The 14,252-nt window shown below is 46.4% G+C and carries 15 protein-coding genes; 5 read left to right on the forward strand and 10 right to left on the reverse strand.

Features of this window, described 5'->3' with window-relative positions:
* The first annotated feature begins 64 nt into the window (after nt 1-64).
* Nucleotides 65-1,132: a hypothetical protein gene (locus OCV37_RS14445; protein WP_038185547.1), complete on the forward strand. Its 1,068-nt coding sequence runs from the start codon at nt 65-67 to the stop codon at nt 1,130-1,132.
* 42 nt (nt 1,133-1,174) lie between these two features.
* Here OCV37_RS14445 and OCV37_RS14450 read toward each other — a convergent pair whose 3' ends face one another.
* Nucleotides 1,175-1,354 carry a hypothetical protein gene (locus tag OCV37_RS14450; RefSeq protein ID WP_038185544.1) on the reverse strand — a complete coding sequence of 60 codons (180 nt, stop codon included), beginning with the start codon at nt 1,352-1,354 and terminating at the stop codon, nt 1,175-1,177.
* 660 nt (nt 1,355-2,014) lie between these two features.
* Here OCV37_RS14450 and OCV37_RS14455 point away from each other — a divergent pair.
* A complete protein-coding gene (locus OCV37_RS14455; protein WP_157635089.1) occupies nt 2,015-3,061 on the forward strand; it encodes a hypothetical protein in 1,047 nt (348 codons plus the stop codon).
* 193 nt (nt 3,062-3,254) lie between these two features.
* Here OCV37_RS14455 and OCV37_RS14460 read toward each other — a convergent pair whose 3' ends face one another.
* Together OCV37_RS14460 and fabR are read right to left on the reverse strand one after the other, a co-directional pair.
* Complete coding sequence (locus tag OCV37_RS14460) at nt 3,255-3,608, reverse strand: YijD family membrane protein (protein WP_038185538.1); 354 nt, start codon at nt 3,606-3,608, stop codon at nt 3,255-3,257.
* On the reverse strand, nt 3,608-4,237 hold the full coding sequence (gene fabR / locus OCV37_RS14465) for an HTH-type transcriptional repressor FabR (protein ID WP_038185535.1): 630 nt from the start codon (nt 4,235-4,237) through the stop codon (nt 3,608-3,610). Before fabR ends, OCV37_RS14460 begins: the two co-directional genes overlap by 1 nt.
* A 265-nt stretch (nt 4,238-4,502) precedes the next feature.
* Between fabR and sthA the strand changes: the two genes are divergently transcribed.
* The gene (sthA, locus tag OCV37_RS14470; RefSeq protein WP_038185533.1) at nt 4,503-5,903 is read left to right on the forward strand and encodes a Si-specific NAD(P)(+) transhydrogenase; all 1,401 of its coding nucleotides are present in this window, start codon (nt 4,503-4,505) and stop codon (nt 5,901-5,903) included.
* 79 nt (nt 5,904-5,982) lie between these two features.
* Here sthA and OCV37_RS14475 read toward each other — a convergent pair whose 3' ends face one another.
* The 3 genes from OCV37_RS14475 to OCV37_RS14485 form a co-directional block, all read right to left on the reverse strand.
* Nucleotides 5,983-6,801 (reverse strand): class I SAM-dependent methyltransferase, encoded by an 819-nt coding sequence (locus OCV37_RS14475; protein WP_051680875.1) that lies wholly within the window; start codon nt 6,799-6,801, stop codon nt 5,983-5,985.
* Nucleotides 6,802-6,907: 106 nt separating this feature from the next.
* Nucleotides 6,908-7,531, reverse strand: coding sequence for a transcriptional repressor LexA (gene lexA, locus OCV37_RS14480; RefSeq protein ID WP_038185529.1), 624 nt, complete (start codon nt 7,529-7,531; stop codon nt 6,908-6,910).
* A gap of 78 nt (nt 7,532-7,609) precedes the next feature.
* A complete protein-coding gene (locus OCV37_RS14485; RefSeq protein ID WP_038185528.1) occupies nt 7,610-7,972 on the reverse strand; it encodes a diacylglycerol kinase in 363 nt (120 codons plus the stop codon).
* A 240-nt stretch (nt 7,973-8,212) separates the two neighbouring features.
* On the opposite strand from OCV37_RS14485, the gene plsB reads away from it, so the two are divergent.
* A complete protein-coding gene (gene plsB, locus OCV37_RS14490) occupies nt 8,213-10,636 on the forward strand; it encodes a glycerol-3-phosphate 1-O-acyltransferase PlsB (RefSeq protein ID WP_038185526.1) in 2,424 nt (807 codons plus the stop codon).
* Nucleotides 10,637-10,719: 83 nt separating this feature from the next.
* On the opposite strand, the gene ubiA is transcribed toward plsB, so the two are convergent.
* The gene (gene ubiA / locus OCV37_RS14495; protein WP_038185524.1) at nt 10,720-11,580 is read right to left on the reverse strand and encodes a 4-hydroxybenzoate octaprenyltransferase; all 861 of its coding nucleotides are present in this window, start codon (nt 11,578-11,580) and stop codon (nt 10,720-10,722) included.
* Nucleotides 11,577-12,122, reverse strand: coding sequence for a chorismate lyase (locus tag OCV37_RS14500; protein ID WP_038185523.1), 546 nt, complete (start codon nt 12,120-12,122; stop codon nt 11,577-11,579). Before OCV37_RS14500 ends, ubiA begins: the two co-directional genes overlap by 4 nt.
* 166 nt (nt 12,123-12,288) lie before the next feature.
* Here OCV37_RS14500 and OCV37_RS14505 point away from each other — a divergent pair, with 166 nt between their 5' ends.
* A complete protein-coding gene (locus OCV37_RS14505) occupies nt 12,289-12,699 on the forward strand; it encodes a flagellar basal body-associated protein FliL (RefSeq protein ID WP_038185520.1) in 411 nt (136 codons plus the stop codon).
* 110 nt (nt 12,700-12,809) lie between these two features.
* On the opposite strand, the gene glpG is transcribed toward OCV37_RS14505, so the two are convergent.
* Nucleotides 12,810-13,652, reverse strand: coding sequence for a rhomboid family intramembrane serine protease GlpG (glpG, locus tag OCV37_RS14510; protein WP_038185517.1), 843 nt, complete (start codon nt 13,650-13,652; stop codon nt 12,810-12,812).
* Between the two features lie 96 nt (nt 13,653-13,748).
* Nucleotides 13,749-14,072: a thiosulfate sulfurtransferase GlpE gene (glpE, locus tag OCV37_RS14515; protein WP_038185514.1), complete on the reverse strand. Its 324-nt coding sequence runs from the start codon at nt 14,070-14,072 to the stop codon at nt 13,749-13,751.
* Nucleotides 14,073-14,252: the final 180 nt, after the last annotated feature.

Raw genomic sequence — 14,252 nt, forward strand, 5'->3', positions numbered from 1 at the left:
ATATAGAAAAATTCTGATCCCTCTTTATATTTCTTAAATCACTCACACTGAGAGGAGCCTTTTTGTGACCCAACCTTTTCCTTTTTACGCCGGGCAGCGCAGCGATAAGACCTTTAGCCGCGGCAATGTGCTCAGCCCGTTGCCGGTCAAAACGCAGATCCCACCGACCCAAAGTGATGACAGCGTTATCAGCAAAACCGATAGTTACCTTGAGCTGGGTGGATATGGTGGATTAGTTTTTCAGAGTCAGATGATGTGGACCCACTTTTTGTTAGGTTTGATTGTATTCTTACTACTTTATAGTGCGGGGGGAGGTATCTCCGGTTTGTACCATGCTATGTATAAAGAAGAGTTAATTGACGGTCAATGGGTTAATAAAATCCAATATATGGAGTTGCTCGCCGGATCTATGATGTATCTAGCAGGGCCTTTACTCTGGACTTTACCATTAAGGGCTATTTACCAAACCCGCAAAGCTCTGTCTCAGGTTCTGCCATTTCGCTTTCACCGTCAGCGACGCGAAGTGATGATGTCGCGCTGGAATAGGAAAACACAACAAACCGAGATCCGCTTTTTCCCATGGGAATCGGTCTGTGCCATGGTTGGTGAAGGTAGCGCTGTCGGAGCCGGCGCTGTCATGAGCGGCGGGAATCTGCTGATTGCAGCCAATGACGAGGACGAACCCGGTTATTTCTGGTCATCCAAACAGATTGGTGCACAGGATCTCATTCACGCTACTGCCAAGTGGGAAATGATCCGCCGCTTTATGGAAGATGGCCCGCAGGCAATCGGGAAGCCACAGCTGGTCACGTTTCAGGGCATGATTGAAGAGTACTGCCAACAAAAACAAATTGCGGTACAAGATTTTCCGAATGGCATTCGCTGGTGGTGGTATCTCAATGGTCGCTTAATTGGCTTGTGGCGGATTAACCGCGCTCGCAAGCGACAAAGCCGTCTGGTCGACAGCTTTCCTGAAGTCGCTGAATGGAGTCAGCCACTGCCCGAATCCGAATGGGCGCAACCGAGTCGTGAGCTGCAAGCCATGAATCATATCCTGACAGAAAACGAATACGCTCAAGGCCTGACCATCCTCAACGTCGGTGACCTGCGCGAGAAATATGGTTCACCTTAGAACGACTACGGGGGATCAGCAACCTGATCCCCCTTTTCTCCATTAAATCCCTTCTACGTCTTCTTTAATCAAATTTATCTCATCAAACGTAATCAGATTATTGAGAAATAGCAGAATCTCACGCAGTTCATTTTGGTCAACGGAAGGTGCGGTGCTGGTAGCAAGAAAATCAATCAGATAACCGCGAGCGGTGAGGTGTAAACTAGGTTGTGAATTAGACATCGTAACCTCTTTGGTGTTAATGAGAGAATACAGCCACACTGAAGGTTCCAATCTCCATGGGTGGCAAGCTGAACAAGGTTTGGAACTACCGTTAACACCAAACGGTCAACACAAGGTTGCCTTGTCAGCTCACCATAATATGAGAGAGCCAAGGCTACACATAAACATGAAGTAGCACAAGGCGATGGTTTATGCATTTGGTGTTATTACTCGGTGTTCCAATCCCGACACCGTTTTTTAGCGGTGCCGGTGCAGCGTAAGCAGTGTCTGGTTTGTTGGCGAGTGTTCACTTGGCAAAGCGCGAGAGAGTTGGTGAAATCTCATACTTTTCTGATAATTAGTTCGACATTATTTTGCGAGTAATTTCACAGTGTGTTCTTTTATATATCAATCTATCAAGAACAATACCGGGATTTCATTATAATCTTCCTCTCCTAGTCAAGTGAGCCTGTTAGTATCGTCAGTCTGCGTTAAATCAGCCATAGATCGGTATTCACATGATGTGCATATTGATATGCTCATATTGAAATCGTCTTATCACATCAACGGAAGTCATCACGTATGTTCTTTTATACCAACGTCCAGAGAGCCATTAGACTCATTGATAAACAAGCAGAGCTTTACTCGCATGCGAAATGTCCCGGATGGGAAATCTCGTATGTGTGTATCGAAAATCATGGCCTTGTCGAGACCGCCGATGCTTACGCGATCGTGACATTAAAAAACGGACGGGTGATTTATGTGCCATTCGAAGATGTCGGCCAAGTCAGACTACCCAATGAAGATGAACTTCTCGGCTATGACATTCATTTCCTGACCCCGGAACAGATGGCGGCTGCGGTTAATAAAAAGCGTCAGCTTGAATTCATCGTTGCTGTCTGTCTGCTCGTCGGTTTTATTGCGGCATTACAGGGCATTTCATGGAAACGACAACAAGATGAACTTGCCATTAAGAATACCGTCAATATCATGAACAATGTGCATCATCAAAGGCAACAGGAAGCATACAACCTCTTAAAGCAAGCCGAAACAACACTCGAACAAAGAGAAAAAGACTTGGGGTCTTTTTACGTCTATACCAATGCCAAAATGCCACTGAATGGCTATATGATCCCGAATCAGTACGGTTTCTCCAGCTATGTCAAAGAGATTCAGGACTATCTGAAACACCCCAGCTTTCGCAACGCTGATCAGGACTATGTTCAAAATGGTATGAATCCCATCTCGCTCTTTTTGAGCCACGAGAATACACAAGGCTACCGGGTTGGTATCTATATTGAAACGATGGATTATTACATTAATCAGTCCATCTATTACCCCGGTGACAAGCATCAGCAAGATTCCTCACTGTGGATCACTAAAATTCAACCGGTCACTGAAGCGGAGCGTGCAGAGTTCTTAGCAAGAAACCCCAATATGACGCAAGAAGATCTCAAACAATACCAACTGGATAAAAGTCATTTCAGTCGCAGTTTTATTCTGAGCCAAGCGCTGCTCAATGGCGGAAAAATGAACCAAGACGCATACATGCTGACCTCGGAGAATTTTGCCGGCAAGGAGCGGTTATTTTTTATCTCATCGAAGAGCACGCACCTGACCACGCAACAACAAGATCAGTTGATTGACAAATTTATTCAACGTTATGATTTCAAAAGAAGTGACTTTAAAGATTATGCATGGCGCAAAGTTTCGGTGATTGAAGAATAGAGGAACGCCACTCTCGCAGCAGACTCACTGTCTCCGGCACATACGCCAGCGATAGAATGATGAAAAAAGTCGTTTCACAAACAACAAAGCCGGTCAGTAAACTGACCGGCTTTTACTATGCGGTGTGGCGCTAAATCATTGAATGGTGTTCCCACGGCGGCTTGTCACATGAACAACCCATATCAGTACAGGGTTAGTGTTTTCCCCAATACCCCATTTTACGGGCAATCCAGATCATCAGCAGGAGGACCACGACGATCGCGAAAAAATTCGAACCCGCATCAGGGTACTGTGCTTTGACAAAAGCCGAGTGTCCGAAAGCCCCGACAAAAAAACAAGCTAAACCGACGAGCGGAAAATCTTCTGAAACGGGCTGACGCAAGTACTCCTGATAAAGCGCCTGAACCGCCAGAATTAAGGCTATCCAGGGGAAAATAGAAAACGCGACTTCGCTCATGGTCATTGAAGACAAAATGGCATCGCCACACACGCCGACAATAAAAGCAAGAATCAGATTCTTGCGTTCTGAAGTATTTTTATCCGACATTAATCAACTCCATCTCTCTGTTGATGTTTACGTGCAATCCGATAACTTGCTGCACCTTTGGCTATCATTCTTAACTGAGTAATTAATCGTTCTGCCAGTTCATCCCGCTCATTCTTACCCAGATCCATCGCTTCAGCGCCGGAGCTGAATACTAAGGTGACGGAAGCTTCGGCCTGAGGGGCTGCAATTTCTCGCGCCAGACCATTGAGGACGAGGTATTCAGTCAACTCGGCAGCAAAATGCTGAATCTCTCTGGCAACCGCTGCCCGAAATTCGTAGGAGGTTCCTGATCGTTCTCTCAATAATAGCCGAAATACATTGGGACTATTTTCGATGAATTCCATGAACGTCTCCACCGAGGTGCGAATCACACTGCCTCTGGTCGCAATACGCTGACGTGCCTGACGCATCAGTTGCCGCAGTAATAACCCCCCTTCGTCAACCATCGTCAGACCCAACTCATTCATATCATCAAAATGACGATAAAATGAGGTCGGCGCAATACCCGCTTCTCTGGCAACTTCTCTCAGGCTCAAACTGGAAAAACTCTGTTGTGCGCTCAGTTGACGAAAAGCAGCATCAATTAATGAACGACGGGTTTTTTCTTTCTGTTGAGCACGGATTCCCATGGCGTACAATTCCTAAATCACAGCTAAAAAACGCTCTACTATAACGCGAATTATTGTTTTATCGATCAACAATATCTCATCCCGCACAAAATTGTCTATTCAAACTGATTTCATGGCAGTATCAGCGATCATTATCACTGATCGCTTGGCAGAACAGCGACACAAGTAAATAATCCGTTACAATGATTCGTTACAGTGATCCACTAAAATAGTGCGTTACAATATACTCACCAAAAAAACCAACGAATATTCATCAGGAAGTCATATGTCAGAGACTCATCATTTTGATGCGATTGTCATCGGTAGTGGTCCCGGCGGTGAAGGTGCCGCGATGGGGCTGACCAAAGCAGGGCTGAATGTCGCCATCGTTGAAAAAGAACAAAGTGTCGGTGGCGGATGTACCCATTGGGGGACGATTCCATCCAAAGCTTTAAGACATGCCGTCAGCCGTATCATCGAATTTAACAGCAATCCGCTGTTTTGCCATAACAACACCAGTCTTCACGCCACATTCCCTAATATCCTGTTGCATGCTAAATCTGTCATCGATAAGCAGACCCGGTTACGTCAGGGGTTTTATGATCGCAACAAATGTACTTTACTGTTTGGCGTCGCTCAGTTTATCGATAGTCATACAGTCGAAGTGCTTCAACATGACGGTAGCAAAGAGCGTTATACCGCGGATAAGTTTGTCATCGCTACCGGTTCGCGCCCCTATCAGCCGCATGATGTCGATTTTAATCATCCGCGCATCTATGACAGTGACTCGATCCTGAACCTAGAGCACGACCCGCGCCATATTCTGATTTACGGGGCGGGGGTAATCGGCTGTGAATATGCATCGATCTTCCGGGGCCTTGGGGTGAAAACCGACCTGATCAATACCCGTGACCGCTTATTATCATTTCTCGATAATGAAGTCTCCGATGCATTGTCATACCATTTTTGGAATAACGGGGTTGTCATTCGCAATGATGAAACTTATCAGCGTATTGAAGGCTGTCAGGACGGGGTGATTGTTCACCTGAAATCAGGTAAGAAAATGAAAGCCGATTGCCTGCTCTATGCTAATGGCAGAACGGGTAATACCGATCGGTTAAATCTCGAAGTGCTCGGATTAGCAGCCGATTCGCGCGGCCAGTTGGCAGTCAACCGCAGTTATCAGACCGAAGTTGAACATATTTATGCCGTCGGGGATGTGATTGGCTACCCCAGTCTCGCCAGTGCGGCTTATGACCAAGGCCGGTTTGTTGCTCAAATCATTGCCTTCGGTGCGAGTAACAGTCAGCTGATTGAAGATATTCCGACCGGGATATATACCATTCCTGAAATCAGCTCTGTCGGCAAAACCGAGCAGGAGCTGACCAATGCCAAAATCCCTTATGAGGTGGGTCGTTCTTCGTTTAAACACTTGGCACGGGCACAAATTGCCGGCACCGATGTGGGGAGTTTGAAAATTCTGTTCCACCGGGAAACCAAGGAGATTCTTGGAATTCACTGTTTCGGGGAACGGGCAGCCGAGATTATTCATATCGGTCAGGCAATTATGGAACAGAAAGGTGAAGCCAACACCATTGAATATTTCGTCAATACGACCTTTAACTACCCGACCATGGCGGAAGCTTACCGGGTTGCAGCGTTGAATGGTTTAAATCGGCTGTTTTAATCGTGCTCCCCGATGTTACCGGGGGGTGGATAGTCTGTATTTCATACCGGGCTTGGTGGTTGTTCATCAAGCCCGAACTTTACCAGTAGAAGCGCATGACCACCGGTGTGTAACGGTATTTGCAAGTCGTCAGATAACACACCAAACGGTGCCAGATTTTCCAACGGCGACAAGGATAATTGAGCGGTGAAAAGCGGCGTACTTCTTTGACCCACGGCAGACAGTTCAGTACCGCATGTTCTGGGGTGGCGAATCCATGTTGGTAAGCACTGCATCCCAGCTGTTGCCCTAAACGGGTCGCGGTTTTATCTCCGGCAAGCAACAGGCATGCATGGGCATGAGGAAAGGTCAGTCCGAGGGTTCTGATAAAAGCAGCCACATGTTCAGCTTGTGTTTCAAGCAAAGCATATTCGCAAAGAATCAACACCGGAGCAGACTCAGAAATCTGGATCTCTTTTAACCATGTCAGCGACGTCACACTGCCATTGATATGCTGATAGCGTTCACTGGGGTGAAATAACCGCTTGCGCCAGATCAGATGTTCGGATACATCCACTTCCAGCCAGTGACAACGACCATTATCGACCCGATAGAATCGCGTATCTAAACCGGCACCGACGTTAATCACCCAAGCATCCGGGTAGGTAGAAAGGAACTCGCGGACCTGTTGGTCACAGATTTGTGTCAACGTGACATGTAACAACTGCTTCTGATCAAGATTGCCATCCCAGCAATCGAGCGCCACCTGACAGGATAAACAGGCTTGTGCAGCAATCGGATCATAAATTAGGCCGTTGTCAGCTAAGCTTTCCCGGCTTCTGAACCACAACGGCTCAACGAGATGCGCAGGAATCTGATAGTGTTCTCGATGCTTCCGGCAATAATATGACATTGTCATCATCCTCTAAAGTTGATTTAGATGATAATGAATATCAATACCATTAGCAAGTTATTGAGAGATGTTCTCAATAACTTACACAGTCAGATGCTTCACCAGCCGTTGGTTACATCCAATCGGTATTACGAATAATTCCGACGGCGACCCCTTCGATGGTTAATTCCTGAGAAGTGAGATCGACTTCAATTGGAGTGAAGTCTTCATTTTCTGCATGGAGCAGCACTTTGGCACCCTGACGCTCCAGTCGTTTGACCGTGACATCATCTTCGACACGAGCAACGACAACCTGACCATTTCTGACATCCTGCGTTTTATGCACAGCCAGCAAATCGCCATCCATGATGCCGATATTTTTCATACTCTCACCATGAACGCGTAGCAGGAAATCAGCTTGGGGTCTGAACATCGCCGGATCAACCTGATAGTGCGCTTCGACATGTTCCTGCGCCAGAATCGGCTCGCCCGCAGCAACGCGACCAATCAGCGGCAGACCTTCTTCAACCGGGTCATTCGCTGAATCGAGCAAAATACGGATCCCACGAGAGGCGCCGGGAACAATTTCAATCACTTGTTTACGCGCAAGTGCTTTCAAATGTTCTTCAGCCGCATTGGCAGAACGGAACCCCAGCTCTTTGGCAATTTCAGCCCGAGTCGGTGGCATTCCGGAATCTTCAATCCGGCTTTTGATCAAATCAAAGACCTGTTGTTGGCGTGGTGTTAAAGGCTTCATAATTCACCTGTCTTTTTATACAGTTAACTGTGAGTATATCCAGTATTCTGATAAATGGAAAGTGAATCTTTCAAAGCGTTAAAATACGAAAATATCTACCCAGATATAGAGTGACATCCCAATCGAGAGCAACACGGCTGCCGACCCCATATCCTTAGCTTGCCCCGCCAGTTGGTGGTGCTCAAGTCCGATACGATCGACCACTGCCTCAATGGCGCTATTCAATAGCTCAACGATCAAGACAAACAGCAATGACGCGATCAGCAATAAACGTTGGATTTGCGTCACATCGGCGAACAAGGCAATGGGGATCAGGATCAGACATACAATTAACTCTTCCCGAAAAGCCGCTTCACCGATAATCGCGGCGCGGATGCCCTGATAGGAATATTTGGCAGCATTCAATATACGTCTCAAGCCTTGAGCTGGTTTATTTTGCATAGATTTTTCCGATTAAGTAACGTGAACAGGCACATGTGAATAACGACATCCGACAGCAGGGTGAATACTATCACGACGATGGCCGAGAACTGTAGTCGTACACAAAAATAGTCGTGAATAGTAAAAGGTTAACCCTGTTTCTGTTATCCTAGACAACATTCCGGTGGCTGGGTTCACATGCTTGATATCGTGACGATCCGGCCCCACTTTCGTTATTCATTCTTGAGAGTCCGAGCTTTTATGTCAGTCCGACAATCAGTATCACGTTCACTACTAACAATCCCTGTCTCTGCTTTGACCAAAAGTACAGTTGTTCCTGCTGATCCAATTGCTGATCATCAGATTGATCTGGAGAAACCGATTGTCTATGCACTCCCGTTTCAATCAACCGTTGATCTGCTGACTTTAAAACAACAGACAGAGAAACTAGGGCTGCCGGATCCATTTCAGCCTTTAGAAATCAATGGGAAGAAACTCACACGTTATATTTTTATAGCCTCCCGGCCGACGCTAATCCGCAGTGATGAAGATGTGCCGAAAGGCTCCGTGACGCAATTTACTGAGTTACTCGCGTTACATCAGGCCAACCCTGAACTGGATATTCAGCTCCTGCCAACCTCAGTACTTTGGGGCAGAAAACCCGGTAAGGAAAATCAGAGCAAAGCTTATCTGGAACCCATGAACGGCCCACAAAAAGCCAAGGCGGTATTGCTGTCTGGCAGAGATTGCTTAGTCCGTTTCAGCCCGGTTGTTTCGCTGCGTTATATGGCAGACAGTCACGGCACGGATGCAGCAATTGCCCATAAAGTTGCACGGGTTGCCCGAATTCATTTTTCTCGCCAGAAGCTGGCAGCTTCAGGGCCGCAACTGCCGGAGCGTGAAGTATTACTCCAGCGCTTGATGCAATCACAAGCCATTCGCAATGCGATTAATGAAGAAGTCAAAACGAAAAACATTTCACCGAAAAAAGCACAAAAAGAAGCCCTGAAAATCTTAGATGAGATTGCAGCAAACTTCTCTTACTCTCTCGTGCGCAAAAGTGACCGCTTGCTAAAATGGCTCTGGAACCGGATTTACCAAGGTATCAACGTGCACAACGCTGCGCGTGTACGCCGTCTGGCTCAAGATGGTCACGAGATTGTCTATGTGCCATGTCACCGGAGTCACATGGACTATCTGTTACTGTCTTATGTGTTGTATCACGAAGGGATGGTGCCGCCCCATATTGCTGCGGGTCTGAACCTGAACTTTTTCCCGGCCGGTCCTTTGTTCCGCCGCGGCGGAGCGTTTTTTATCCGCCGCAGTTTTAAAGGGAATAAACTTTATTCAACGATTTTCCGCGAATATCTGGCGGACTTGTTCGCCAAAGGCTACTCCGTTGAGTATTTCAGTGAAGGGGGTCGTTCGCGTACCGGGCGTTTGCTCCCTGCTAAAACCGGGATGCTGGCTATGACGATTCAAGCCATGTTGCGAGGTCTCAACCGCCCCGTCACGCTGGTGCCGGTCTACATTGGCTATGAACATGTTATGGAAGTTTCAACCTATGCCAAAGAGCTGCGCGGTAAGCAAAAAGAAAAAGAAAATGCCAGTCTGGTGATCCGCACCATTCGGAAACTGAAAAACTTCGGCCAAGGATATGTTAACTTTGGCGAACCGATCCTGCTCAATCAGTTTTTGAATGAAGAAGTGCCGGACTGGACTCAAGATATTGACCGGGTCGGGAATAGTCGTCCTCAGTGGATCACACCGCTGGTCAATCAACTGGCAAACAAGATGATGACCCGCATCAATGATGCTGCGGCAGCGAATGCGATGACGTTATGTGCGACAGCGCTGCTTGCATCCCGTCAGCGTGCCCTTGCCCGGGAAAACTTAATCAAGCAGATCGACTGCTATCTTAACCTGCTGCGGAATGTCCCTTACTCGGACACCATGACCGTCCCGACAGAGAGTGCCGAATCGCTGGTTAGTCATGCAACATCTCTCGACAAGTTTTTGATCGAATCCGATAGTATTGGTGAAATCATCTCACTGGATCGTCACCAGTCGATTCTCATGACTTACTATCGTAACAATATTATTCATCTGTTGGCGCTGCCGTCACTGATTGCTCAGATATTGGTGAGTCACCAATATCTGCCGCTCGAGACACTACGCCATTATGTAGCACTCATCTATCCGTTCATCCAGCAAGAGCTGTTCCTGAGTTATCAGCCGGAAGCACTCAATGAACATATTGAGGCTTATCTGCGTGAATTGCAGCGGCAGGAGTTAATCCAGTATGAAGACGACACTGTGTCTATCAATCCAGCCAGAACACAGGTGTTAATCTTACTCGGCAGAACGATTTCCGAAACGCTGCAACGTTATGCGATTACGTTAAATCTACTGGTCTCGACACCGGATATGGGTAAAAGCGAGCTCGAGAAAAATAGTCAGGAAATTGCCCGCCGTCTGGGACGACTCCATGGGATCAATGCGCCGGAATTTTTTGATAAAGGCGTCTTCACTGCCTTAATGACGACCCTGAAACAGCAAGGTTATCTCAACCATGATCAGCAACTCTGTGCGGAAAAGTGTCAGCAACTGTCTGAACTGATGTTCACGTTGCTCTATCCTGAAATCCGCTTGACGATCAGAGAGAGTATCTACCTGATTGATTAAAAGCGTCATTGGGTTTATTGAGACCAACAAAAACGGCATCAAATGATGCCGTTTTTGTTATCCGGATGGTCAATATGCATGGCTTAATTGAACGACATAGATATCAACAGTCCCGCCGCAATCACCATGCCGACATAGTTGTTGTTCAGGAATGCTTGCAGACACAAAGTCCGTTGACGATGTCGAATTAAATGCTGTTGATACACAAACAATCCACTGACGATCAGGATGCTCCAATAAAACGCAGCCCCCAACTGATACATCACCCCTACCCCAATCAACATCAGTAACGTGATCAGTTGAAGAATACCAATAATCAGCTTATCAAAACGACCAAACAGAATCGCGGTTGATTTCACCCCGATCTTTAAATCATCTTCCCGATCAGCCATCGCATACTGGGTATCATAGGCAACGGTCCAGACTGAGTTAATCAGAAAAATAAACCAGACCACGCCCGGCAGGCTGTTGGATTGTGCCGCCCAGGCCATCGGAATCGCCCAGCTAAAAGCCAGTGCCAGAAAAACCTGCGGTAAATGCGTATAACGTTTCATGAACGGGTAAATAAATGCCAATACAATCGCAGCAAAGGAGAGCTGGATGGTGAGCTTATTCATCGTCAACACCAGCGCGAAAGAGAACAATGAGAGAATCAGAAATAAGCCGACCGCCTCTTTCTCAGTCACAAGACCTGCCGGTAAAGGACGCATGTGCGTTCGCTGAACATGGCCGTCAACATGGCGATCGGCAAAGTCATTAATGACACAGCCCGCTGAACGCATCAAAACAACACCAAGTGCAAAGACCAACAGAACATTCAGATCCGGAATGCCTTCGGCAGCAAGAATCAATGCCCATAACGTCGGCCATAACAACAGCAAAGAACCAATGGGACGATCCATTCGCATCAATTGCCAGTATGCTTTTGCCTTTGATACAGTCATTCTTTGTTCTCCTTCACATACACAGGGGCGTCCGGTAAAAATAGTTCTGTGACCAGCATAGGTTGATTTGCCATCCATAGCCTTGAGCGACGCGCCCACAATACGCCATCTTCGGTATCCACTTTTGCGACCTGTAGCGCATCTCGTTGAACATCCTCCGACTGAAAGACAAAATCCCCAAGTGAAGTTGCTCCCAGTTGAAAGATCGGATTCGACAAATCACTCTGCTCCAATTGTGGAATCAGCGTGTAACCAATAACCCACGGGGTTTCATCTCCCGACAGTAACACCTGACGAATCAGGCATCGTTGCGGCGAATCTAACAAGTCTTGCTCTTGCGCCGAAAGCCATGACGTTTTTTCCCAGTCATGCCGGAGTACCTCAACGGATAGCGTTTGACAATAGTTTTTCATCAACTGAGAAAGCGATCCCGGTTCTTGTAACCAGTATCTAATCTTTGGCGTCGGAAAATAAAAGTTTTCGCATTCTTGCCAGATTATCTGGTTTAATAGCGATAGATAAGGCGAAACTGATTGATGCATACTACTATTTTATGTGAATGCCTTTGTGATTGCATAATATCCTGATTAGGATATTGTTTTGAAGCGAATGTCGAAGGCTGTCAACTTTGTTACTAACGGGTAAACTATTGTAACAAGACTAGAGCGATTCGAATATCATCAACCTTTGTCAGATTATAACATTATTATGCTGAAACGTTATTTAGCCCTCATCATTCTTATGACAGGCCTGTTTACTGTCTCTCTTAGCAACGCAGCTGAAGATTCAGGCGCTCCAAAACTTGCCTATTTTACGTTGGAACCCGATTTAACTACCAATTTCTTTACCAAAGGAAAAGAGCTTGGATATATTCAAGTGCGTATCGAAATTATGGTCGCTAATAATTCTGATCTACCGATCATCGAAAAACATCAGCCATTGATTCGCGATACCGTGGTCGAACTGATGGGAAAACAGACTGCGGATACCATTCGCTCTCTTGCAGGCAGAGAGGATCTGAGGAAGACATTGGTGAAAAAAATCAATGATTTGCTTCTGCCGGAAACCGGACGTTCCATCGTCGCTGACTTACTATTTACTAAATATATTTATCAGTAATCTCAATTTATAACGACAGCACTCAACAAAAGACCGTCTGCTGAAAAGAGACGGCCTGTCCGTTTCCATGATCGGTTAACGACATCTGTACACAGCGCGCGAACGGTTGACTACACGTTGGCCGGGGCACGTTTCGACTCATACAATCCGAGTCCCATCCCAATCAGTAATCCGGTAACGTTAGCACTATTGGCAATAGTCATAAAGGGCTGTACAAAAGCAATCACTAACCAGACCAGCATAAAACCAAGTAACGGTTTCTGGATTGATAACCCTAGTTCAGGGCGCTTCCAACCGATCATCCAAATGAAACCGACCAACGCATAGACCACACCGGATAACCCACCAAACCTCGGACCATCGCTCCAATACTGCACGATGCCAGAGCCGGCTGAAGACAATATCAGCAAGTTCGCTAACTTCAATGCCCCCAGACGTTTTTCAAGGTCGCCCCCCAGGTACCACCACCACAACAGGTTAAATATGATATGCAGGACAGAAAAATGCAGAAATGCAGGAGTAACCCAACGCCAGATTTGCCAACCTTCGCTCTGAGAGGCCGGGAAATGGAGCAGATTGAACATCGTTTGTTGTAATCCAAACATCTGAAGTATAAAAACAACAATGCACAGCAGCATCACGCCTAATGTCATATAACCGGCTTTGGCATAAAACAGTTGTAAAACACTGGGTGAGCTGTAATGAAATGAGGGTTTTTGTCTGCCATCAGTCTCCCAGGAGGCAGCACGATATTTCGGATCTTCAGGATGGGCGAGAAACAGCTTCAGTTCGATTTCTGTTTCGTGCAAGTGTTCATCTTTGATTAACCATAAACAGAATGTTGCTTCTGCTTCTGCTTCTGGCATCATCTTGATTTCTATATGCTTTAAAGCCATATAGTCAATGAATGCCTGCCCCAAACGAGGATTATCAATCGTAATCAGACGCATCATATCTCTGTCTCTTCTCTGTCGAATAATGGGGAATACCGGATGGCTCAACATCATATCCTATGCTCACAATGAGCATCGGAAACACGCATACAATGATTATGACAACGATGCGACCGGTAAATTCGCCCGATGCCACGCTTCAAAGCCGCCATCAATGCTATAGACGGTTTCAAATCCCTGATTAATCAAATATTGTGCTGCGCCCTGGCTACTCACACCGTGATAACACATCACCAGCACGGGATGGTCATAATCAACGTCTGCCATAAACTGATTGATGGTATCGTTGGTCAAGTGAAATGCAGATTCGGCATGGGCGACGGCAAATGACTGAGGGTCACGAATATCGACTAACGTTGCGCCCTGCTCTTGCATCATGTTCAGCGCCCCCTGAACATCGATATGTTGAAATTGCTCCATGATTTATCACTCCCGCACTCTATCGGTGAACACTTCTATCAGTGGATACTATTGTAACCTATTCAAGGTCCTATCAATACAATCGAATCACAAGGGTTATTGACGGCTGATTATTTTTGCGCCATCAGTGGATAAAGCTGTGAATTGTGTTGATAAAGTAGTCAGAATTAAAATGATCCA

The organism is Vibrio rhizosphaerae, assembly GCF_024347095.1.
Classification (GTDB): domain Bacteria; phylum Pseudomonadota; class Gammaproteobacteria; order Enterobacterales; family Vibrionaceae; genus Vibrio; species Vibrio rhizosphaerae.

Bases quoted from the DNA above. Each gene is read 5' to 3' on its own strand.
- OCV37_RS14460 (WP_038185538.1), bottom strand. From the start codon at position 3,608: ATGTCGGATAAAAATACTTCAGAACGCAAGAATCTGATTCTTGCTTTT.
- fabR (WP_038185535.1), bottom strand. From the start codon at position 4,237: ATGGGAATCCGTGCTCAACAGAAAGAAAAAACCCGTCGTTCATTAATT.
- plsB (WP_038185526.1), top strand. From the start codon at position 8,213: ATGTCAGTCCGACAATCAGTATCACGTTCACTACTAACAATCCCTGTC.
- glpG (WP_038185517.1), bottom strand. From the start codon at position 13,652: ATGATGCGTCTGATTACGATTGATAATCCTCGTTTGGGGCAGGCATTC.
- OCV37_RS14485 (WP_038185528.1), bottom strand. From the start codon at position 7,972: ATGCAAAATAAACCAGCTCAAGGCTTGAGACGTATATTGAATGCTGCC.
- OCV37_RS14450 (WP_038185544.1), bottom strand. From the start codon at position 1,354: ATGTCTAATTCACAACCTAGTTTACACCTCACCGCTCGCGGTTATCTG.
- lexA (WP_038185529.1), bottom strand. From the start codon at position 7,531: ATGAAGCCTTTAACACCACGCCAACAACAGGTCTTTGATTTGATCAAA.
- OCV37_RS14500 (WP_038185523.1), bottom strand. From the start codon at position 12,122: ATGCATCAATCAGTTTCGCCTTATCTATCGCTATTAAACCAGATAATC.
- ubiA (WP_038185524.1), bottom strand. From the start codon at position 11,580: ATGACTGTATCAAAGGCAAAAGCATACTGGCAATTGATGCGAATGGAT.
- OCV37_RS14475 (WP_051680875.1), bottom strand. From the start codon at position 6,801: ATGACAATGTCATATTATTGCCGGAAGCATCGAGAACACTATCAGATT.
- sthA (WP_038185533.1), top strand. From the start codon at position 4,503: ATGTCAGAGACTCATCATTTTGATGCGATTGTCATCGGTAGTGGTCCC.
- OCV37_RS14505 (WP_038185520.1), top strand. From the start codon at position 12,289: ATGCTGAAACGTTATTTAGCCCTCATCATTCTTATGACAGGCCTGTTT.
- glpE (WP_038185514.1), bottom strand. From the start codon at position 14,072: ATGGAGCAATTTCAACATATCGATGTTCAGGGGGCGCTGAACATGATG.